Below are 20,124 nucleotides of genomic sequence, written 5' to 3' on the forward strand. Positions count from 1 at the left end.
GTGGGCAAATGATTACTACATATATTAATTCAGAAGAAGGCACAATTATTAAAACAGAGAAGTATCAGACGAATAACTGGGTTAACCTTGTCATGCCTTCCCGTGAAGAAATGGAAGAAGTTGCAGAAGCATTTGAAGTTCCTATAGAGTTTCTCGAGGATCCACTTGATCCAGAGGAAGGGGCACGTATTGAATATGATGAAGATTCTAACAGTACATTAGTGATAACGGATTTTCCGGTACTGGATAAGAATATAAGGCAGACAGAATCGTATATTACAGTGCCTATCGGTATCATATTAAGCAAAGGTTATATTATAACGATTTGTTCAAGAGAAAACGATCTATTCAATAAGATTGTAAATCTGACCTTTGATCTTCGGATGAAATCTCGATTCTTGCTGGAAGTGATGCTTACAGTTGCAACGAAATATAATAACACATTGAAGAAAATAAATCGTGAGCGTATTAAGATTGAAGCAAACTTAAGACACTCCTTAACGAATAAGCAGCTGTATGAATTAATGGAGATTGAGAAGAGTTTAGTCTATTTCTTGACGTCACTTACTGCAAATGGAGATACGATAAAAAAAATATTCAGATCACGTTCACTTAAACTTTACGAAGAAGATAAAGAATTGCTAGAAGATTTAATGATTGAGAATACACAGGCCTTAAATACGACAGAGCTTTATACACGCATATTAGAAAGTATTACAGGATCTTATTCATCATTAATTGCGAATGAAATGAATAATATTATGCGGATATTAACACTGTTTACAGTATTTTTGACGCTTCCGACACTTGTGTTCAGCTTCTTCGGAATGAATGTAGATTTACCGAAACTAACGTGGTATGGAACAATTGCTGCGGCATTAACGTTAATGCTTGTAACGTTTATCACACTCTATAAAAGTAAAATGTTTAAATAAAAGGTCGAGACTCTATGTCTCGACCTTTTATAAATTCTGCATAGGCAATATAGATTACGATTTTGAATATTTACCTATGTATTGCTCACGTTCATTAAATAAGGTTGGATAGCTTAAGAATCCGACAAGGACACTTGATAACGTTGCTGCAGTCATTAACAGGAAGATTATTATAAGCTGTAGCTGTGCCGCAACTAGAGGATCAGCTCCCCCGATAATCTGACCACTCATCATACCAGGAAGCTGAACGAGCCCCATCGTCTTTGTGCTTTCGATTGTTGGTATCATCGAATTTTTAATGCTTGTCATCAATACTCTGTGAATTGCTTGTTTTGGAGTACCCCCAAGTGACAGGATTAATTCAATCTGTTCGTCATTCTGGTCCAATTCACTTAAGAAACGATTCAAGAATAAAAGTGAAAGTACCATCGCATTACCAATCATCATTCCACTGATCGGTATAACATATCTTGGTTCAAATGGAATAATACGAAATCCCGTCAGAATACCGATTGTCAATACTTCCACAACGATAAGCGTAAGGACGATTTTCCAGGTGATTCCTCTGATCCCTTGTCCTTTTTTGATGATGTTCTGAGTTGCTGCTACGATCATGAGTAAGATCATTAAAAACATATAGATAGGATGATTGCCATCAAAGACAAAGGTCAATATATATCCTACAATCATCAGCTGGATTGTACTTCGTACTGCAGCGATGATAACATCTTTCTCAAGACCTAGCTTGAGCACAGCGCTCATCACTAACGGTATAATTACAAATATAAATGCGAGTGAAATTTGAAAAAGTGTCATTCGATCTCTCCTTTCAAGAATGCTTTTAATACAGGATGTTCTGTCGTTTCTAGTTCTGAAGAATGGCCTGATATGATAAATTGTCCATCCTTTAACATACAGTAATCATCTGTGATGCGTTTTGCCTGTTCTACATCATGCGTAATCCAGATAATGGTCACACCGAACTGATCACAGATTTTGCGTATGAGGGCTTCTACTTCCTTGACGCTTCTTGGATCCAGACTAGACGTAATCTCATCCAGTAATAATACTTCCGGTTGATTAACAAGCGTTCTGGCAATCGATAGACGTTGCCTTTGTCCGCCAGATAATGATTTAACATCAGTCGTTAGCTCCGTTGTCTCCAGATTTACCTGATCTAGCAGTTCCATTGCTTTATGACTATCAAGCGTGTCCCCGAAAATCGAGCGCGGTAGATTAAGGTTGTCATATACTGTCCCTTGAATCATCGGTGCGCTTTGAAGTGCCATTCCAATCTGCTGCTTCAGCTTGATAAGGTCGAATGATTGAATCTCTTTTTCACCGATATAGATATTACCGGAATCCGGACTCCTCAGACCATTGATCAGTTTCAGCAATGTCGTTTTGCCCGCTCCAGAGGGACCGATAAGTGCTGTAATCTTACCTGAATGAAAGGTTGTCGTAATGTCTTTTAAGATTTGTTTATTATCAACAGAAAAGTTGATATGTTCTAATTTGATATCAGTCATAAGTGCTCCTTCTTAGTTCAGTTTTCTCATCGTTTTCCTTACTTTATGATAAGATTGTAAATGGGTGATGATATGATATATATTGGATTAACAGGATGGGGCGACCACGATTTATTATATGAAGATTTAACGAATAAATCAGAGAAGCTTTTTAACTATGCTGCACATTTTCCTATCGTTGAATTAGATGCGACGTACTATTCACTGCAGCCGGAACGTAATATTCGTAAGTGGATCAGTGAGACGCCGGACAACTTTAAGTTTATTGTGAAGATTCATCAGGCATTAACAGGACATAATGATATCAGCAAGTTTGCTGCCAATAAAGAAGAACTGATCCGCCAGTACAAACAGATGATTCAGCCACTCTTTGCAGCGGGAAAGCTCGGTTGTATATTAATTCAGTTTCCACCTTGGTATGAATGTTCTACTATTAATATTAACTATATCATCTATTTAAAACAACACCTTAAACCATTTCCACTCTGTATAGAGTTTAGAAATGATAGCTGGTTTACAGATGATATGAAAGCGCATACGTTACAGTTTCTTTATGAACATGAACTGATTCATTCTGTGTGTGATGAACCCCAGGCAGGGCATGGTTCTATCCCTTTCGTCAATAGAGTTACTTCAAATACAGCGTTGATGCGACTTCACGGAAGAAATATTGCTGGATGGACAAAGAAAGACTTAACAGATGATGAATGGCGAGATGTCAGATATTTATACGATTATAATGAGACGGAACTCAAGCACATTGCACAATCGCTAAAGATACTAGATCATAAAGCAAAAGACGTCTATTGTCTATTCAACAATAATTCCGGGGGTCATGCAGCTAAAAATGCTAAACAGACATGTGAGTTATTAGGTATTGAATATACAGGGCTGAATCATAAACAGCTGAAATTATTTTAGGAAGTGACATGATGACAATTCAAGCAATTATTATATTAATTATTCTCGGTTTATTCTCAAGTATTATCGGCGCTATCGTTGGAATTGGTGGCGGTATAATCATTGTTCCTGCACTCATATATCTTGGGATGGATGCTGGGATTATTGATGGTATTACACCACAAAAAGCAATCGGGACTTCTACAGTGATTTTAATCTCTACTGGACTGACCGCTGCAATTGGATATATGAAGAATAAACAGGCAGATCTGAAGAATGCAGTCATCTTTATGATTGGTATCATTCCTGGTGCATTAATTGGTGCACATTTAAGTAAGTATTTAACATTACATAGCTTCAATCTATACTTTGGAATATTTCTCATTATCATGAGTATTGTTCTTTTGGTGAGAGATAAGATAAAACCGATAAAACTTTTTCAGAATAAAGCACATGAGAAGACATTTACGGACAAGGAAGGTGTGACATATCATTATAGCATTGCACCTGTTCCGGCTGTAATTGCGACTTTCTTCGTAGGTTGTCTGACAGGGTTATTCGGCATTGGTGGTGGTGCCCTGATGACCCCTTTGATGATCATTATCTTTAGATTTCCACCTCATATTGCAGTAGGTACAAGTATGATTATGATTTTTGTGTCTAGTGTGACAGGAGCAGTGAGTCATATCGCTCAAGGTAATATTATATGGCCCTATGCACTCATCTTGATTGCTGCCAGCTATGTTGGTGCACGTATCGGTGTACGTATCAATAAATCAATGAAATCCTCAACGGTCGTTATGATGCTCAGAGTAATCTTGATGCTGTTAGGAATATATTTAATAATTAAGAGTACGATAAGCTAAGAGAGGTGAAGCGACATGGAAGTGAAATTATTTCATACGAACGATATACATAGCTATTTATCCAACTATCATAAAATTAGTCGTTATCTCAATGATAGACGTGAAGAACACACAGATATGATTTATTTTGACCTGGGGGATCATGTGGACAGAAGTCATCCGCTGACTGAGGCAACATTAGGAAAGGCGAATATAGAATTACTGAATGATGCACAAGTAGATGTAGTGACGATCGGAAATAATGAGGGAATCACGCTCGATCATGATGCGTTCAATCAACTTTATCAAGATGCACGGTTCGAAATTACATGCTGTAATCTATTTGATGAACAAGGCAATCTTCCAGAAAACATTCGCACATCCGTTATTATGGAAAGACAAGGAATCACTTATGGTATCATCGGTGCTACAGCTGAATTTACACCTTTTTATAAAGCGCTAGGCTGGGAGGTTACGGATCCGATGTCTGCCATTATTCGTGAAGTACATCGCATTCATGAACATGTAGATGTCGTGATTATTCTGAGCCATCTCGGAAAGTTCTTTGATCGACAGCTTGCTGAAGCTTGTCCGCAAATTGATATTATACTAGGTGCACATACACATCATTTCTTCCAGCAAGGAGAAGTTGTAAATGATGTACTTATCGGTGCTGCTGGTAGATATGGTGAGTACATCGGAGAGATGACTTTAATATTTGAAGGGCGAAAGCTTATCCGTAAAAGTGCAAGGTTGATTGATACGAACGACCTCAGACCAACAGGAGAAGACTTCTTTGAAGCAGGTGCAGCGCTGCTCAGCCAAAAAGTTTCAGACAAGCAGCTGGATTTGCCGAGACGCCTTTACAGTGCATCCTATACAACAGATCTGCTCTCACAAGCTTTGATGGATTTCACAGGTGGGGACTGTGCTCTGATTAATTCTGGTCTTATTGTAAAAGGATTTGAAGGTAGAGGTTTTTCATATTTCGATTTACATACGATGCTGCCACACCCGATTAACCCAGTTAAGATTACGCTCTCAGGACGTGAACTAAAAGAAATTATCAATATGAGTATGCTGCATGATTACCGCGATGACATTGTCAAAGGTTTCGGATTCAGAGGGGATATCTTTGGAATGTATGTATGGAAGAATATTGGTTATATACAGTCACAGCAACGCTATTTCATTGGTACAGAGGAAATAGATAATCATAAGAAATATTATTTAGCGACACTCGATATGTATACTTTCGGAAGATTCTTTCCCCAGTTTACGCAAAATGAAAAGCGCTATTATATGCCAGAATTTTTACGTGATATTATGGAAACAGCAGTGAAAAAAATATAATACACATGCTGAGTTTATAAATTTGACAATAATGGCATCTTACATATATGTTATAATGAAATCATCAGAATTTTGGAGGGATTAGTTTGGCTACAAAAAATGAAGAAATACTAAGAAAACCCGAATGGCTAAAGATAAAATTAAATACTAATAAAAGTTACACTGGTCTAAAAAAAATGATGCGCGAGCACAATTTAAATACAGTATGTGAAGAAGCAAAATGTCCGAATATCCATGAATGCTGGGGTGAAAGAAAGACTGCGACAATCATGATATTAGGTGCAATCTGTACACGTGCATGTCGTTTCTGTGCAGTTAAGACAGGATTGCCGAATGAACTTGACTTAAACGAACCAGAACGTGTTGCAGAATCTGTTCGTCTAATGAATCTAAAGCACGTCGTTATCACAGCAGTTGCTCGTGATGACCTAAAAGACGGTGGTGCACATGTTTATGCGGAAACAATTCGTCAAGTACGTGAAGTCAATCCATATACAACAATTGAAGTATTACCATCTGATATGGGTGGCAGCATTGAGAACTGGGAAACGTTGATGGCAGCAAAACCAGATATCTTAAACCATAATATTGAAACGGTAAGACGCCTTACGCCAAGAGTTCGTGCGCGTGCAACGTATGACCGTTCTCTTGAAGTATTACGACGTTCTAAAGAACTATATCCAGATATCCCGACAAAATCGAGTTTAATGGTTGGACTTGGAGAAACAACAGAAGAAATCTACGAAGTGATGGATGATTTGCGTGCAAATGACGTAGATATTATGACAATCGGTCAGTACCTTCAGCCAAGCCGTAAACACCTTAAGGTCCAAAAATATTATACACCGCTTGAATTCGGTAAGTTACGTAAAGTAGCGATGGAAAAAGGATTCAAACATTGCCAGGCAGGACCAATGGTGAGAAGTTCATATCATGCAGATGAACAAGTAAATGAAGCTGCGAAAGAAAAACATCGTTTAGGTGAGCTTTCTAGTAAGTAGGTGCGCTATGATCATACAGACTGGACAACATTATTTTGAAGTCATTGAGAATTATCGAGAAGCATTCAATCAGGAAATGTTTGACCATCGATATTCAGAAATATTAGATCGCTATCCTTATATTGTTGGCGATATAGGATTCGAACAGCTCAGGCTACGTGGTTTCTTCGAAGATAATAAAAAGGGCTCGGAAGTAAATAAAAGGTTCTCTACAATCCAGGATTATTTACTTGAGTACTGCAACTTTGGATGTGCATATTTTGTTCTGAGAAGACTGAATGAACAAGAAGTTGTAAAGCATTTCGGTGCTGAGGTTGTGATTGCAGCGAATACATCACAACAAGATGACACAAAGCGTGCTGAGTCAGAGGTACCTGTTCAACTAGAGAAACAGACACAAGTTGAAAAACAACAGCAGAATGAGCAAGAAGAGCCAACTGAGCATAAAGATAAGACCTTCAAATATTTTCAGAAATAAATTGAATTTATTATACTAGACCGAAAAGCATATGCTTTTCGGTTTTTTTAGGAGAGCGTAATGAAAATAGCCTTTGAATTTTTATTTAATCGTAACCGTAATATATCTTACACTGCAATAGATAAATATTTACATGGTCTAAACTTTAATGGACAAATTCGAATAAGTCATGAAGGGCAGGGTATCTTACATCAAAGCTATGGATATAAAAACTTAAACCAGGATCCGATAACATACGATACACAATTTTTAACAGCATCTATACAAAAATTTATTACGGGTATTATCATTGAACAACTGATAGATGAAGGTAAAATCCGTAGAATGGATAAGATTGTTAAATATATTAACGGTTTACCTGATTTTATTACGATTGAAGACTTATTACTTCATATTAGTGGACTTAGTCCGTATAAGGTACATCACAATTTTTATGGACTTGATCAATCCGTAAATATGATTCGAGCATCGGGTGCTAAACTACCATTTCATAAATTTGATTATAACGATGCAAACTATATATTACTCGCAAAACTAATCGAAATTGTCGAAAATCAGACGTATAGAACGGTAGTTTATGACAGAATTATCGACAAATATCAGCTTGCGCATAGTTGCTTTTATGATGAAGTTACCGATGCAACGACGGGCCTTCACCAATTTGGTAGTGTACTTATTGAAGATTGGCATAATGATCTTGATAAGTACTATGGAGCAGGAAATATGTATATGTCACTGAAGGATATTGATATACTTAGTCATCTATTCGCTAACCATCTTATCTTCAATAAACCAAAAACAGAGTTCATACTAGCACCTCATCGATATAAAAATCAAAAGTACAGAAGTGGGATTTCTTTAAGAGATAATTATTTAAGATTAAGAGGCTCTTTATATGCACATGATGTTGTTGTTTATTTTAATGAAAAATCGTTTATTTGTGTGGCATCCAATAGGGAAAGCAATGTATATCAAGCAGAAACAATACTATTAAATATACTCAATTCAAATGAATGTTGCTAATCATTGGATTATGGGCAGCATTAATTTATGAATTAACAGGAAAAAATAATGAAGGACATGAAGTAAGAGGTAAACAAAATACAGGTGTTCAAACAAACGCAGTCAAAATGATGTATTAAAGATACAAGTAGATCAGTCTTATGGATTTAAAGATGCTGATGAGACTAAAAAATTTGATTAGAAGAGTAAGTATTTAAATGAAAAATTGGCACAACAGATTTATAGTCTGCTAAAATAAAAAAGCGATAATGATTATTATAATAATCATTATCGCTTTTTATAGAATGACCTCATATAAAAAGCTCTTTATTTCTTCTGCATCACTTTCATTGACACCAAGTACGTGTTCAATATAGCCAGGTTCATCCAGATCATCTCGACCAATAATACCGAATTTGTTTGATTGTGTATTTAATACAATGGTCTTACCGTAATGTCGGTCAGTTTGAATTAAAGTCAAATCATGTCGGCTATCGCCAACAAAGCTGACGAATCTGACTTTGGCTTGTTCTTCATCATCATATAAGAACATATCTATCATTTTCTTCACCTCATTTAAGAATAGTATACATTGAAGTGCAGCGGAATACAAAATTTGATAAACTGAGAAGTGGAGGCGATGGTATGTATTTCGTAGATAGAGAAGAACTCACATTAAAGTTAGCGTATATCAATCAATTATCACAAGTGTTAGAAGAGAGTGAAGGATACGCACTCGAGCGTATTGCGCATATGTTGATTGAGAGTGTTGTAGATGTAGGAAATATGATTATCGATGGATTTATTATGCGAGATCCAGGAAGTTATAAAGATGTATTGGATATCCTTGAAATGGAACAAGTAATTCCTGCACAAGATGCGCAGATGATGCGCGATACATTGTATTTAAGACAATGGTTTGTACGTGATTATATTAATATTGATCACAATGAAGTGAAGCGTGTATTTATGGAGAATATTGCAAGCTATAAACAGTTTAAAGCAAATGTGGATACATTTATCGAAAATGAATTAGGACCAGTATCAGCATTTGGAAAGGGTGGAAAAGTTGAAGAAGTATAAAGGTTATCTGTTAGATTTAGATGGAACGATGTACGCTGGCACACGCGTTATAGAAGGTGCAAAGGAATTTATCGAATATTTGTCGAATAATAATCTACCCTATCTCTTTGTTACAAATAACGCATCGAAACGTCCGGATGAGGTTGCTGAGAAATTAACGGATATGGGATTTATCGCAACGCCTGATAATGTTGTCACAAGTGCAATGGCAACAGCAAGTTATATCGCAGAAGAACATCCAGGTGCAAGTGTCTATGTTATTGGTGGTACTGGAATCAGACAAGCATTACAAGATGAACAGCTTGTTATTACAGATGATATTCATGTGGATTATGTCGTTATTGGCCTAGATGTAGACATCAACTATGAAAAATTATCTAAAGCATGTCTTGCTGTGCGTAATGGAGCTCGATTTATTTCGACAAATCCAGATACGTCTATTCCGACAGAACGTGGATTTTTACCAGGGAATGGAGCTTTAACGAGTGTGGTCTCTGTATCAACGGGTATAGAACCTAAGTTTATCGGTAAACCAATGGAAACAATTATGAATAAAGCAGTAGATATGATGCAATTACCGAAAGAAGAACTCGTAATGATCGGTGATTTATATATGACAGACATTATGAGTGGTATCAATGCAGGGATAGATACATTACATGTTCAAACAGGAGTCAGCACTTATGAACAGGTGATGGCAGAGCAAGTTCCGCCAACGCATAGTGTTAAAAACTTATTAGATGTTATTCGCATATACGAAACTGGTGAATAATATACGTGTGTTAATCATCAAAAGAAGAAAACAGAAGTATAAAAATACTATGAGAAATCATAGTATTTTTTTTGTGTCCAAATTATGAACAGGAAATTTATTGATTTTAAAGTTAAAAAATAGTAATATCAGTTATTGTAAATAAATTATTAATATAATTTTAATGTTTGAAATATAGTTGTAATATAATTAGGTGAGAATAAAGAGGTGAAGCCATGAAAGATACAATAAACGAGAATACTAGATTAGTACTCCTAACTTTACTTTATATTTCAATACTGTTCATGTTGTTCTGGATATACGCTGGTGGAAGCGTTGAGAATAACTTTATATACAATGAATTTTAATGTAAGAGGTGGAAAATGGATTTTCTAAAAACGTTTGAACAAGTTGTAAATCAGCAGCCAGAAAAAATTGCTTTTATTCATAGAGAGGAAACGATGACGTATCGTGCACTTGATTTATTAAGTGATGATTTGGGGCAGAAGTTATTACATTCGAAAAAACCACTCATCGTATACGGACATATGTCAAAATGGATGCTAGTAGGTATGATCGCATCACTTAAAGCTGGAATTGGTTATGTACCGATAGATGTGTCGATACCAAGTGAACGTATAGATAAAATAATCGATACAATCCAACCGGAATTTATCTTTGCGACAGAAGAATTAGCAACACCCATACAAACGATAACCCCAAGTGACGTTAAAGAAGAATACTATAATTTACCAGGTCTTAAAGCGGATGATGTAGCCTATACAATATTCACAAGTGGATCGACAGGGATGCCAAAAGGGGTAACAATACTGAGTGAATCATTAAATGAATTTACAGAGTGGATGACATCTTTATACGAAACACAAGAAGAAAATTACTGGTTAAATCAGGCGCCTTTATCTTTTGATCTTTCGGTAATGGCCGTATACCCTTCACTAGCGACGGGAAGCACATTAGTGATGATTGACAAGGATATGATCAAAAAACCGATCGGCATTTATGAAACTTTAAAACGATATCCGATATCGGCGTGGGTATCTACGCCTTCATTCATGGAAATGTGTTTAATGCTACCGGAATTTGACGCAGTGCATCATAGTAATTTAAAGTATTTCTACTTCTGTGGTGAGGCACTCAAGCATAAGACAGCTGAAAGCTTAAAGTCCAAGTTTAACGATAGTCATATTTACAATACTTACGGTCCTACTGAAGCAACTGTTGCAGTGACAGGATTAGAAATAACTGAAGATGTACTGCACAAATATAACCCTTTACCTGTTGGATATGCACGACCAGGTGTTACATTATCTATTACCGATGATGAGCTGCACGTTCATGGTAATGCGGTAAGTACAGGTTATGTCAATGCGCCGGATAAGACTGCAGCGCAATTCTACCAAGATAAAGAACGTAGCTACCGTACGGGAGATAAAGCTAGACTTGAAGATGGACTATTGTTTATTGACGGGCGTATTGACTTTCAGATTAAACTGAATGGTTACCGTATGGAGCTTGAAGAGATAGAACATGTGATTACTGAGCAGGAAGGCATTAAGGCGTGTATTGTAACACCTGTTGAGAAACAAGGAAGAGTACAATACCTAATTGCCCATGTTGTTGCAATTAATCTTCAAGAAGCTACTGTTAAAGAAAAGCTAAAAAATGAATTGCCTGAATATATGATTCCAAGAAAGTTTAATGTGATTGATCAAATTCCTATGACTGCAAACGGGAAAGTAGATCGCAAAGCGCTATTAGGTGATCGATAATGATACCTTATGGAGATTTTCAGTTTTTCTTTATAGCATTAGCACTATTGGTACCTGTCATAGTACTCGGTTTCTGTGGAAGAAGGAACCATTATTATAATTGGTTTGTTACAGTTATCATGCTGGTTTTAATCTTTAAAGATCCTAACAAGAACCTTTTTGGCATATCGATACTGTCGTTTGAGATGATTAGCTTTATTATATATATCATCTATCAACTTATTATAATTAGTAGTTACTTAAAATTAGTAAAGCACAAAAATACCTTATCTTTGTTTATTATCTTTTTAGTGTTATCTATTGCCCCGCTGGCAGCTGTAAAAGTGATTCAAAGTTCACTATTTGGTTTTACAGGTCATCTAGGTGGATTTTCTATTAAATCATTGATTGGATTCTTAGGAATATCCTATATCATGTTTAAATGTATTCAAATAATTATGGAAATAAGAGATAGACGCATCAAAACACTTAATTTATTTGAAGTACTGAAGTTCTTAACCTTTTTTCCGACGATCTCTTCCGGTCCTATTGACCGATATAAACGATTTAATAAAGATATTGCGAGAGAGATAACTCAGGAAAAATATTCTGATCTTTTACAAAAAGCAATTTATTATATTTTTATTGGATTTTTATATAAATATATCATTGCGTATTTTATTAACCAGAAAGTAATATTGAATATAACTTTTGAGAATTCAGATTTATGGATGAAGATTATCTATATGTATGCTTATAGTTTCTATCTCTTCTTTGATTTTGCGGGTTACAGTTTATTTGCCCTTGCATTTAGTTATATTATGGGTGTTGAAACACCACCGAACTTTAATCAGCCTTTTAAAGCAAAGAACATCAAAGATTTCTGGAATAGATGGCACATGTCACTGTCTTTTTGGTTTAGAGACATGGTGTATATGCGTTTTGTATTCTTTATTTCAAAGAATAAATATATTAAGAATAACTTTACGACAAGCAATATAGGTTTTATGCTGAACTTTCTTATCATGGGTATCTGGCATGGCATTGAATGGTTTTATATAGCATACGGAATATACCACGGTATCTTATTTGTACTATATGGTTATTATGAACAATACCGAAAGAAACATCCTTATAAGTTACCAGTAAAAGTAGTTGATTTCATAGGAATTCTGATTACTTTCCACGTCGTGGCATTTGGATTTTTAATTTTTTCAGGAAAACTATTTTAGGAGTGAAGAATAATGGAATTTAAACAAGAAGTATTAGATGTAATCGCAGATGTAGCAGAAAACAATATTGTAAAAGAAAATCCGGACGTAAGAATATTTGATGAGAATATTCTTGATTCGTTTGCAACAGTCGGATTATTACTTGCATTAAATGATCGATTAGATATGGATCTCACAATCACCGACTTTGATCGTGATGAATGGGCAACACCAAACATGATAGCAGATGTATTAGAAGCATTAAGATGATTAAAAAGTTCTTACCGGCAATCATTGCCATTAGTCTATTTGTAGTTTTTTTAGCAATGCCATCTGACTATCTAAAAAGATATGTTCCTTTTAAGACAGTAACCGGTGATGGTGTCAATTTAAATGAAATAACATTTAAGGGAAGTGCGATTCAGACAGAGATGTTCGAAGATAAGAAGTTCTACCCGATATTTGGTTCAAGTGAACTTGAGAAACGTGATCCCTTTCATCCGACGCATATATTCAAAGAAAAGAAATTCGGTAAGATCCCTTTTCTTATTGGGACAGGTGGATCTACCGACTTAATTCACGCCATTAATATTGGAAGTCATGCTGGGCATATCGAAAACAAAAAGTTTGCAATTATCATTTCACCACAATGGTTTACAAAAAAAGGACTGGAAGATAATAATTTTTCTGCACGATATTCTCAATTACAATTAGATAAACTATTGAGCAATCCAAATCTATCTCCAGACTTAAAGCATAGGATGAGTAAGAGATTAATGCATTTTTCTGCGACTAAGGATGATGAACAAGTTAATGTGTATGCAAATAGTGAAGCGGATAATAGCGAAGTTTCAAGGGGCATCTATGAAAATCTTATGGAGAAAAATGATATTGTTAAATCAAAGTTCATGATTCCTGGAAATCGATTTAAAAAGAGAAAGCATCTCAATCTAGAACACAAATCTTGGGAAGAAATCAGAGATTTAGCAGTGAAATTTGGAAGTAGGCATGCAACTAACAATCCATATTTTATGAGAAATGAATATTTTGATATGATACAAAAACATCAAAAAAAATTATATAGAAATGGTGAGTTTTATATCAACTCTCAAGAATTTAACGACTTACAATTATTGCTTGATATTTTAAAGGAGAGCAAATCAGACCCGATATTTATCTCTATTCCTGCTAATGGAAAATGGTATGATCATATCAATATTCCACAATCTCAAAGACAGCCAGTATATGATAAAATCAACAAGAAAATCACTTCAGCTGGATTTAAACTCTATGATTTAAGTGATAAGGAGTACGAACCATATGTATTAAGTGACGCAGTACATATCGGCTGGAAGGGATGGGCGTATATAGATGAACAGATGGATAATCACATTCATCATCGTCCAATAACAACCCCATAAGTAAAATAAAATCCCAAATCAACAGTGTTGATTTGGGATTTTATTAAAATACTTGTTCAACCTCAACAACGCCAGGCACTTCTTCAAGTAATGCGCGTTCGATACCTGCCTTTAATGTGATTGTAGAAGAAGGACATGTACCACATGCGCCAAGTAAACGTAATTTTACGATACCATCTTCGACATCAACTAATTCGCAGTCGCCGCCATCTCTTAAAAGAAATGGACGTAACTTTTCAAGCACTTCATTGACTTGGTCAAACATTGTTTGCTGTTCAGTTGTCATAATAACTCCTTTCCAAGAGTATTACTATGTAATTACTCATTTCTTTAGTATAATCAATATAGCATATTTTAATGAAAAAATTAAGGGGGATGGCTTATAAATGATAAATGTTATCATCTATGGTGCCGATGTTGTATGTGCAAGCTGTGTCAATGCACCGACGTCAAAGGATATTTATGACTGGATTCAGCCAAATTTAAAACGGAAATTTCCAGAGCTCGCATTTAATTTTAATTATATTGATATTAATAATAGTTCTAATTTAACGGATCATGATGAAAATATCATTGAACAGATTAACAATGATGAATTATTCTATCCACTGATTACGATGGATGATGAGATTGTTGCAGATGGTTACATTCAATTGCCGCAAGTAACAAATTTTGTAGCGCAACATTACCGTTAAAGTATTAACGGATAGTATAAGAACCCATCATTTGATGGGTTCTTATATTATCCATTATGATATTTATATAACCAGAGTACACCTGACTTCATAAGTCGTGCAAGTCTTCCTGTAACGGTTTTTTCCATCAAGAATGCAAAGCCTTCTTTATCTCCTAATGAGCCCATGAACCCCTGAATTTTAAGTTCTGGCATTGTTTCAGGTAGCGATTTATTCTGCCATATATGTTTCATGACATCAACAATCTGTTCTGCTTGAAGTTCCGCAAGTTGTGCACTTGGTGCATGTGGTAGTGCAGCACAGTCGCCTACTACGAAGACATTGCGATGCTCAGGTATTTGGTGATACTGATTCACTTTTACACGATTACCTTCAGCAAGTTCGACAGGTAGTGTACGAACTAATTCTACAGGTTGGATGCCTGCAGTCCAAACGCAAATGTCTACATCATAGGTGATGTCATTATTATAAAGTTTCCCTGGCTCCACCTTAACAACATTGGAGTTCGGTATCACTTCAACGTCATTCTTATCGAACCATTTCTTTACATATGTACTCAACTTCTCTGGGAATGCAGGAAGTATGCGTTCACCACGATCAAATAATCGAATCTTAAGATCCTTTCTTGATTCTCGTAGCTCACTTGCGAGTTCTATCCCACTTAAACCGGCGCCTACAATTCCAACGCAGCTGCCATTTGGTAAGTCAGCGATCGCCTGATATGTTTTGCGTGCTTTCGTCATCGTCTGAATACTGTAGGTATATTCTTCAGCGCCTGGTACGTTGTGATACTTATCTTCACAGCCGAGTCCAATAACGAGTTCATCGTAATCTACATGATTTTCACCGAGTGAAATAATCTGTTTATCCAAGTCAATATGTGTTACTTCCCCGAAGACAATATTCAGACGTTTGTCCTTTGGGAATTCTACACGTACATCTTTATCCGATTCCGTTCCAGCTGCAAGTGCATAGAACTCCGTCTTAAGTCCGTGAAATGGTATCTTATCAATCAAAGTAATATTGTACTCATCCGGTAACGTATTAGGCAAAAGACGTTGCATAATACGCATATTACCGTATCCCCCACCAAGTAACACTAAATTTTTCATTGTATTCTCCCCATTTATAAGTCAAAGTTCTATAGTTTTTGTACAATTTAAATTATAATATAGTTTGACTTTAATTTATAGCCATTGTAAGTTTCTCGCTATAAAAAAACTTAATGATTCTTGATAAGTAATAGTTATCATGAAAAAAGGATGATCAGATGAATCCAATCGTAGAATTTTGTATTTCTAATTTAGCTAAAGGTGGCCAGGTCGTTTTTGATGAGTTGTCTCAGGATGAGCATCTGGACGTACTTGAATATGGCTGTCTGACTTATTGCGGGCAATGTAACGAGAGTCTATATGCACTGGTTAATGGTGATATCGTTACTGGTGAGACGCCTGAAGCGTTAAAGAAGAATATTTATCAGCACATAGAAGAAACATGGATTTTTTAGGAGGTAATGCAATGTCAACAGTAATATTAACAGAAGCAGCAGCATATGAAGTAAAATCGATGATGCAACAAAACGGTATGCCAGAAGGTTACTTAAGAATTTCAGTCAAAGGTGGGGGCTGTACCGGATTATCATACGGTATGAGTGCAGAGGAATCACCATCGGATAATGATGAAGTATATGATTTCTATGATGTAAAGGTACTTGTAGATAAAGCCGATGCACCGATATTGAAAGGAACAACTGTAGATTTTAAACAATCATTAATGGGGGGCGGCTTTGCAATCGAGAATCCGAATGCAATTGCTTCATGTGGTTGTGGCAGCTCGTTCAGAACGAAAGACGTCGCTGGTACGCCTGAGAACTGTTAAGCAGTTTTTATTTTGCTTGTATATGCTTGAATTCAAAGTGTAAAAGGATTATTATAAAAGATGGAACACTTAAAATTATATTTGTGACATATATCACAAGATTATTGGAATAAAATTATATAAGAATGGGTGAAATCGATGGGTTTTGAGAGAAAGAGAGTTGTGATTTTAGGTGGAGGTTACGCTGGATTACAAACAGCTACTAAACTTCAAAAATTAGTAAGTTCACAAGATTGTGATATTACGCTTATTAATAAGAATGAATATCACTATGAATCAACTTGGTTACATGAAGCATCTGCAGGTACACGTGCATATCAAGATTGTCTATATCCGATTGCGAGTGTTTTAAATCAGTCTAAAGTTGACTTTGTTACTGCTGAAGTTACAAAGATTAACAAAGATGAAAAGACAGTTGAAACGTCTAAAGGTACGTTCAATTTTGATATTTTAGTCGTAGCATTAGGTTTCGAATCTGAAACATTCGGTATCACTGGTATGAAAGAACATGCCTTCCAAATCGAGAATATCAATACTGCACGTCGTATTGCTACACATATTGAAGAGCGTTTTGCGCATTATGCAAACAGCGCAGACAAAGATGATAAGGACTTAGCAATCTTAGTTGGTGGTGCAGGATTCACTGGTATCGAATTATTAGGTGAACTTGCTGAACGTATTCCTGAACTGTGTAAAGAATACAATATCGATCAGTCTAAAGTTAAAGTGACATGTGTAGAAGCAGCACCAAAGATGTTACCGATGTTCTCTGAAACATTAGTGAAATATGTTGTAGATTATCTTGAAGCACGTGGTGTTGAATTCAAGATTGCAACACCTATCGTTGCAGCAAACGAAAATGGTTTCGTTGTTAAAGTTGACGAAAAAGAAGAACAACTTTATGCAAACACAGTAATTTGGGCTGCGGGTGTACGTGGTTCTAAATTGATGGAAGAATCATTTGACGGCGTTAAACGTGGTCGTATCATAGTGCGTGAAGATTTACGTATCGACGGTTACGATGATATCTTCGTTATCGGTGACTGTTCAGCAGTGATGGCTGGCGAAGGTGACAACAAACGTCCATTGCCAACGACAGCTCAACTTGCAATGCAACAAGGTGAATTTACTGCAGATGCAGTTAAACGTTTATTAAACAATGAGAAATTAGCTACTTTCGAATATGATGATAAAGGAACAGTATGTTCTTTAGGTTCACATGATGGTGTAGGTGTTGTATTCGGTAAAGAAATTACTGGTAAGAAAGCAGCATTTATGAAGAAATTAATCGATACACGTGCTGTATTCAAAATTGGTGGTACAGGTGTAGCGTTCAAAAAAGGTAAATTTCTATAATTGCTATAGAATTTGTACTAAGAATCTAAGTTTGTAGGGATGGGATGCAATGTCCCATCCTTTTTATTTATATAAAGTGGTGAAGAGATGAAAAGAGATAAAGTATGGCTTGGCGTTAGTGGCCTTGTAATAAATGAGCAAGGTGAATGGCTTGTCGTTACGAAGCAATATGGGGGTATGAAAGGAATGTGGAGCTTTCCTGCAGGTTTTGTCGATAATGGAGAGACTGCAGACCAGGCAGTATTAAGAGAAATATATGAAGAGACGGGTATTGAAGGTTCTGTTGAAGGTGTAATTGGATTACGTACAGGGGTAATTAAAGATATCATTTCAGATAATATGATCATCTTTTTAGTACGTCCTGCACATACAACGATTCGTCAAGACATTCCTGACGAAGAGATTAAAGATGTACAGTTCCGTAGCACTGATGATTTATATCAAGATGATCACTGTAGCCCCATGGTTAGAGCGCTGATTGATGAAATGCAGGAACCTTTGCGTTTAAAGAGTACGACTTCACCGGGCCCACAGTTTAACTATACACATTATCATTTATTTTTATAGGAGGATTCAAGTGACAGCATTATTACAATTAATTATATCTACTATCTTGTTTTTTGTATTGTTTTTCGGAATAGCGTTTATTCTCAATATGCTGTTAAAATCTACGTGGATTATGACAGCGCTTTATCCTTTTGTCGTATTTGCGATTGTGGATAAGATTTCTACAGCAGATTATATACTGAAACCAAAATTTGCATTCAACCAGCTTATACGTGGAATCACACATTTGATGCCTGCCGATATTCTAATGTTATCCGGTGGACTCATCGGTGCAATTACTGCAGGGTTTGTGATTCGCAATTTACGTCGTAACGGTTACAGTATGTTTTAGAGGTGAACAGATGAATAATGAAATTAAGGCACATATAGCAAGCTATATGTGTTTTTTACCATCACAAATAAGCCAGTTGAAACCTTATATTGATAACGACATATTTAATGATATTAAGACGGTATATCCGTTGCATAGTAACGAAATTATCATCAGAGAAATTAATGGTAAGCATTATACTTTGATTCCATGTGGTAATTTAAAACACTACCAATTCAGTGATGTAAGAAAGCTGATGCACAAGATTAATACGCTTCACTCAATACATGTAGAAGTGAGCGTTGATTTCACATTGCTCTCGCATTATCTTGACAATGAATTGGTCAGCATGATTTCAGAACTGATACAGAAGAAGCAAAAGAAAGAGGTAATAAAAGCTGAAACGATGCTTTATGATGCAGCGGTATATCATCATAAAGCATTTGAAATCGAACGTTATTTTCCGCTCTCTTATGACAAAATAGAGCATGTAGAAGAAGTGATCGGAGATAATGAACGACTCTATATTATTATTAGTCAACCGGAAAGTGCGCTCTATCATGTTGAACTGAAGCATGAAGATATGATAAAGATAGTTTATCAGTCTGATACACAATTAGCGACGAGAATTGCATATAATAACCGTCTGCTTGAAATCGATGCACCCGTACCATATGCTATCATCTATGATGCACTCAGTTATGCAAAGCAATATAGAAAAAAGCCCGTAATTCTGACGCACCTTAACGACGAAGCATGTATAACAATCAGTGGAACATCAAGCACATATATCGATACTTTGATTGGTTTATCACTTCCTATTCGCTTTCGTTATGATATGGCAGCAGCGGAGTCTGTACTGACAGAGGCTACAGCAGGAAAGTTGCTGTTTGATGAAAGTAAATGGTTTCACTGGATTGATCTCGGACAATATTGGAATTTGACAAGCTATTATCAGTATATTTTAAATAAATTAGTTAAATCGGTTGACGAAAAGTAAAAATTACTTTAGTATGCTAATATATTAGAGAACTAAAGTG

Annotated in this window: 26 protein-coding genes; 21 read left to right on the forward strand and 5 right to left on the reverse strand. The window is 35.9% G+C overall.

Features of this window, described 5'->3' with window-relative positions; translation table 11 throughout:
- Positions 1–8: 8 nt before the first annotated feature.
- Entirely contained in the window at positions 9–935 is a 927-nt protein-coding gene (locus QA539_RS03050) for a magnesium transporter CorA family protein (protein ID WP_283721793.1), read from the forward strand.
- A gap of 54 nt (positions 936–989) precedes the next feature.
- On the opposite strand, the gene QA539_RS03055 is transcribed toward QA539_RS03050, so the two are convergent.
- Both QA539_RS03055 and QA539_RS03060 read right to left on the reverse strand, forming a co-directional pair.
- Positions 990–1,751: an ABC transporter permease gene (locus QA539_RS03055; protein WP_283721792.1), complete on the reverse strand. Its 762-nt coding sequence runs from the start codon at positions 1,749–1,751 to the stop codon at positions 990–992.
- On the reverse strand, positions 1,748–2,464 hold the full coding sequence (locus QA539_RS03060) for an ABC transporter ATP-binding protein (RefSeq protein ID WP_283721791.1): 717 nt from the start codon (positions 2,462–2,464) through the stop codon (positions 1,748–1,750). The genes QA539_RS03055 and QA539_RS03060 overlap by 4 nt, the downstream gene beginning before the upstream one ends.
- A gap of 72 nt (positions 2,465–2,536) precedes the next feature.
- Between QA539_RS03060 and QA539_RS03065 the strand changes: the two genes are divergently transcribed.
- From QA539_RS03065 to QA539_RS03090, 6 genes are all read left to right on the forward strand, one after another.
- On the forward strand, positions 2,537–3,385 hold the full coding sequence (locus tag QA539_RS03065; protein ID WP_419895417.1) for a DUF72 domain-containing protein: 849 nt from the start codon (positions 2,537–2,539) through the stop codon (positions 3,383–3,385).
- Positions 3,386–3,396: 11 nt separating this feature from the next.
- A complete protein-coding gene (locus QA539_RS03070; RefSeq protein WP_419895418.1) occupies positions 3,397–4,230 on the forward strand; it encodes a sulfite exporter TauE/SafE family protein in 834 nt (277 codons plus the stop codon).
- A 15-nt stretch (positions 4,231–4,245) separates the two neighbouring features.
- A complete protein-coding gene (locus tag QA539_RS03075; RefSeq protein WP_219494155.1) occupies positions 4,246–5,562 on the forward strand; it encodes a bifunctional metallophosphatase/5'-nucleotidase in 1,317 nt (438 codons plus the stop codon).
- 86 nt (positions 5,563–5,648) lie between these two features.
- On the forward strand, positions 5,649–6,563 hold the full coding sequence (gene lipA, locus QA539_RS03080; protein WP_219494157.1) for a lipoyl synthase: 915 nt from the start codon (positions 5,649–5,651) through the stop codon (positions 6,561–6,563).
- Positions 6,564–6,573: 10 nt separating this feature from the next.
- The gene (locus QA539_RS03085; protein ID WP_419895588.1) at positions 6,574–7,041 is read left to right on the forward strand and encodes a YutD family protein; all 468 of its coding nucleotides are present in this window, start codon (positions 6,574–6,576) and stop codon (positions 7,039–7,041) included.
- Between the two features lie 60 nt (positions 7,042–7,101).
- Entirely contained in the window at positions 7,102–8,064 is a 963-nt protein-coding gene (locus tag QA539_RS03090; protein WP_419895419.1) for a serine hydrolase domain-containing protein, read from the forward strand.
- Between the two features lie 277 nt (positions 8,065–8,341).
- Here the strand turns inward: QA539_RS03090 and QA539_RS03095 are convergent, their stop codons facing one another.
- Positions 8,342–8,605, reverse strand: a complete 264-nt coding sequence (locus QA539_RS03095) for a DUF3055 domain-containing protein (RefSeq protein ID WP_219494163.1) — start codon at positions 8,603–8,605, stop codon at positions 8,342–8,344.
- Between the two features lie 83 nt (positions 8,606–8,688).
- On the opposite strand from QA539_RS03095, the gene QA539_RS03100 reads away from it, so the two are divergent.
- The 7 genes from QA539_RS03100 (at position 8,689) to dltD (ending at position 14,278) form a co-directional block, all read left to right on the forward strand.
- Positions 8,689–9,126, forward strand: a complete 438-nt coding sequence (locus QA539_RS03100) for a DUF86 domain-containing protein (RefSeq protein WP_219494165.1) — start codon at positions 8,689–8,691, stop codon at positions 9,124–9,126.
- The gene (locus tag QA539_RS03105; protein ID WP_219494166.1) at positions 9,113–9,898 is read left to right on the forward strand and encodes a TIGR01457 family HAD-type hydrolase; all 786 of its coding nucleotides are present in this window, start codon (positions 9,113–9,115) and stop codon (positions 9,896–9,898) included. Before QA539_RS03100 ends, QA539_RS03105 begins: the two co-directional genes overlap by 14 nt.
- 284 nt (positions 9,899–10,182) lie before the next feature.
- Entirely contained in the window at positions 10,183–10,245 is a 63-nt protein-coding gene (locus QA539_RS10935) for a hypothetical protein (protein WP_414738592.1), read from the forward strand.
- 15 nt (positions 10,246–10,260) lie between these two features.
- A complete protein-coding gene (gene dltA, locus QA539_RS03115; protein ID WP_219494170.1) occupies positions 10,261–11,667 on the forward strand; it encodes a D-alanine--poly(phosphoribitol) ligase subunit DltA in 1,407 nt (468 codons plus the stop codon).
- Positions 11,667–12,878 carry a D-alanyl-lipoteichoic acid biosynthesis protein DltB gene (gene dltB / locus QA539_RS03120; protein WP_419895420.1) on the forward strand — a complete coding sequence of 404 codons (1,212 nt, stop codon included), beginning with the start codon at positions 11,667–11,669 and terminating at the stop codon, positions 12,876–12,878. Before dltA ends, dltB begins: the two co-directional genes overlap by 1 nt.
- 12 nt (positions 12,879–12,890) lie before the next feature.
- On the forward strand, positions 12,891–13,127 hold the full coding sequence (gene dltC / locus QA539_RS03125) for a D-alanine--poly(phosphoribitol) ligase subunit 2 (protein ID WP_283721785.1): 237 nt from the start codon (positions 12,891–12,893) through the stop codon (positions 13,125–13,127).
- Positions 13,124–14,278, forward strand: a complete 1,155-nt coding sequence (gene dltD / locus QA539_RS03130; protein ID WP_283721784.1) for a D-alanyl-lipoteichoic acid biosynthesis protein DltD — start codon at positions 13,124–13,126, stop codon at positions 14,276–14,278. The genes dltC and dltD overlap by 4 nt, the downstream gene beginning before the upstream one ends.
- 43 nt (positions 14,279–14,321) lie before the next feature.
- Here the strand turns inward: dltD and QA539_RS03135 are convergent, their stop codons facing one another.
- On the reverse strand, positions 14,322–14,564 hold the full coding sequence (locus tag QA539_RS03135; protein WP_041635844.1) for a NifU family protein: 243 nt from the start codon (positions 14,562–14,564) through the stop codon (positions 14,322–14,324).
- A gap of 100 nt (positions 14,565–14,664) precedes the next feature.
- Here QA539_RS03135 and QA539_RS03140 point away from each other — a divergent pair, with 100 nt between their 5' ends.
- A complete protein-coding gene (locus QA539_RS03140; protein ID WP_283721782.1) occupies positions 14,665–14,973 on the forward strand; it encodes a YuzD family protein in 309 nt (102 codons plus the stop codon).
- A gap of 47 nt (positions 14,974–15,020) precedes the next feature.
- Here the strand turns inward: QA539_RS03140 and QA539_RS03145 are convergent, their stop codons facing one another.
- Entirely contained in the window at positions 15,021–16,085 is a 1,065-nt protein-coding gene (locus tag QA539_RS03145; protein WP_219494176.1) for an NAD(P)/FAD-dependent oxidoreductase, read from the reverse strand.
- 158 nt (positions 16,086–16,243) lie between these two features.
- Here QA539_RS03145 and QA539_RS03150 point away from each other — a divergent pair, with 158 nt between their 5' ends.
- The 6 genes from QA539_RS03150 (at position 16,244) to QA539_RS03175 (ending at position 20,084) form a co-directional block, all read left to right on the forward strand.
- Positions 16,244–16,480, forward strand: coding sequence for a YuzB family protein (locus QA539_RS03150; protein WP_219494178.1), 237 nt, complete (start codon positions 16,244–16,246; stop codon positions 16,478–16,480).
- 11 nt (positions 16,481–16,491) lie between these two features.
- Positions 16,492–16,851 (forward strand): HesB/IscA family protein, encoded by a 360-nt coding sequence (locus QA539_RS03155; RefSeq protein ID WP_419895421.1) that lies wholly within the window; start codon positions 16,492–16,494, stop codon positions 16,849–16,851.
- A 138-nt stretch (positions 16,852–16,989) separates the two neighbouring features.
- Positions 16,990–18,207 carry an NAD(P)/FAD-dependent oxidoreductase gene (locus QA539_RS03160; protein WP_219494182.1) on the forward strand — a complete coding sequence of 406 codons (1,218 nt, stop codon included), beginning with the start codon at positions 16,990–16,992 and terminating at the stop codon, positions 18,205–18,207.
- An 87-nt stretch (positions 18,208–18,294) separates the two neighbouring features.
- Entirely contained in the window at positions 18,295–18,774 is a 480-nt protein-coding gene (locus tag QA539_RS03165) for an NUDIX domain-containing protein (protein ID WP_283721780.1), read from the forward strand.
- A 10-nt stretch (positions 18,775–18,784) separates the two neighbouring features.
- Positions 18,785–19,105: a YuiB family protein gene (locus tag QA539_RS03170; protein ID WP_283721779.1), complete on the forward strand. Its 321-nt coding sequence runs from the start codon at positions 18,785–18,787 to the stop codon at positions 19,103–19,105.
- A gap of 10 nt (positions 19,106–19,115) precedes the next feature.
- The gene (locus tag QA539_RS03175; RefSeq protein WP_283721777.1) at positions 19,116–20,084 is read left to right on the forward strand and encodes a hypothetical protein; all 969 of its coding nucleotides are present in this window, start codon (positions 19,116–19,118) and stop codon (positions 20,082–20,084) included.
- Positions 20,085–20,124: the final 40 nt, after the last annotated feature.

This window comes from Macrococcus psychrotolerans, assembly GCF_038095555.1.
In the GTDB taxonomy this organism is placed as follows: domain Bacteria; phylum Bacillota; class Bacilli; order Staphylococcales; family Staphylococcaceae; genus Macrococcoides; species Macrococcoides psychrotolerans.

Excerpts from the sequence above, each read along its gene's own strand:
- dltB (WP_419895420.1), top strand. The coding sequence starts at position 11,667 with ATGATACCTTATGGAGATTTTCAGTTTTTCTTTATAGCATTAGCACTA.
- QA539_RS03165 (WP_283721780.1), top strand. The coding sequence starts at position 18,295 with ATGAAAAGAGATAAAGTATGGCTTGGCGTTAGTGGCCTTGTAATAAAT.
- dltC (WP_283721785.1), top strand. The coding sequence starts at position 12,891 with ATGGAATTTAAACAAGAAGTATTAGATGTAATCGCAGATGTAGCAGAA.
- dltA (WP_219494170.1), top strand. The coding sequence starts at position 10,261 with ATGGATTTTCTAAAAACGTTTGAACAAGTTGTAAATCAGCAGCCAGAA.
- QA539_RS03060 (WP_283721791.1), bottom strand. The coding sequence starts at position 2,464 with ATGACTGATATCAAATTAGAACATATCAACTTTTCTGTTGATAATAAA.
- QA539_RS03135 (WP_041635844.1), bottom strand. The coding sequence starts at position 14,564 with ATGACAACTGAACAGCAAACAATGTTTGACCAAGTCAATGAAGTGCTT.
- QA539_RS03065 (WP_419895417.1), top strand. The coding sequence starts at position 2,537 with ATGATATATATTGGATTAACAGGATGGGGCGACCACGATTTATTATAT.
- QA539_RS03140 (WP_283721782.1), top strand. The coding sequence starts at position 14,665 with ATGATAAATGTTATCATCTATGGTGCCGATGTTGTATGTGCAAGCTGT.
- QA539_RS03155 (WP_419895421.1), top strand. The coding sequence starts at position 16,492 with ATGTCAACAGTAATATTAACAGAAGCAGCAGCATATGAAGTAAAATCG.
- QA539_RS03090 (WP_419895419.1), top strand. The coding sequence starts at position 7,102 with ATGAAAATAGCCTTTGAATTTTTATTTAATCGTAACCGTAATATATCT.
- QA539_RS03075 (WP_219494155.1), top strand. The coding sequence starts at position 4,246 with ATGGAAGTGAAATTATTTCATACGAACGATATACATAGCTATTTATCC.
- QA539_RS03050 (WP_283721793.1), top strand. The coding sequence starts at position 9 with ATGATTACTACATATATTAATTCAGAAGAAGGCACAATTATTAAAACA.
- QA539_RS03145 (WP_219494176.1), bottom strand. The coding sequence starts at position 16,085 with ATGAAAAATTTAGTGTTACTTGGTGGGGGATACGGTAATATGCGTATT.
- QA539_RS03095 (WP_219494163.1), bottom strand. The coding sequence starts at position 8,605 with ATGATAGATATGTTCTTATATGATGATGAAGAACAAGCCAAAGTCAGA.
- QA539_RS03160 (WP_219494182.1), top strand. The coding sequence starts at position 16,990 with ATGGGTTTTGAGAGAAAGAGAGTTGTGATTTTAGGTGGAGGTTACGCT.
- QA539_RS03100 (WP_219494165.1), top strand. The coding sequence starts at position 8,689 with ATGTATTTCGTAGATAGAGAAGAACTCACATTAAAGTTAGCGTATATC.
- QA539_RS03150 (WP_219494178.1), top strand. The coding sequence starts at position 16,244 with ATGAATCCAATCGTAGAATTTTGTATTTCTAATTTAGCTAAAGGTGGC.
- QA539_RS03070 (WP_419895418.1), top strand. The coding sequence starts at position 3,397 with ATGACAATTCAAGCAATTATTATATTAATTATTCTCGGTTTATTCTCA.
- QA539_RS03175 (WP_283721777.1), top strand. The coding sequence starts at position 19,116 with ATGAATAATGAAATTAAGGCACATATAGCAAGCTATATGTGTTTTTTA.
- QA539_RS03055 (WP_283721792.1), bottom strand. The coding sequence starts at position 1,751 with ATGACACTTTTTCAAATTTCACTCGCATTTATATTTGTAATTATACCG.
- dltD (WP_283721784.1), top strand. The coding sequence starts at position 13,124 with ATGATTAAAAAGTTCTTACCGGCAATCATTGCCATTAGTCTATTTGTA.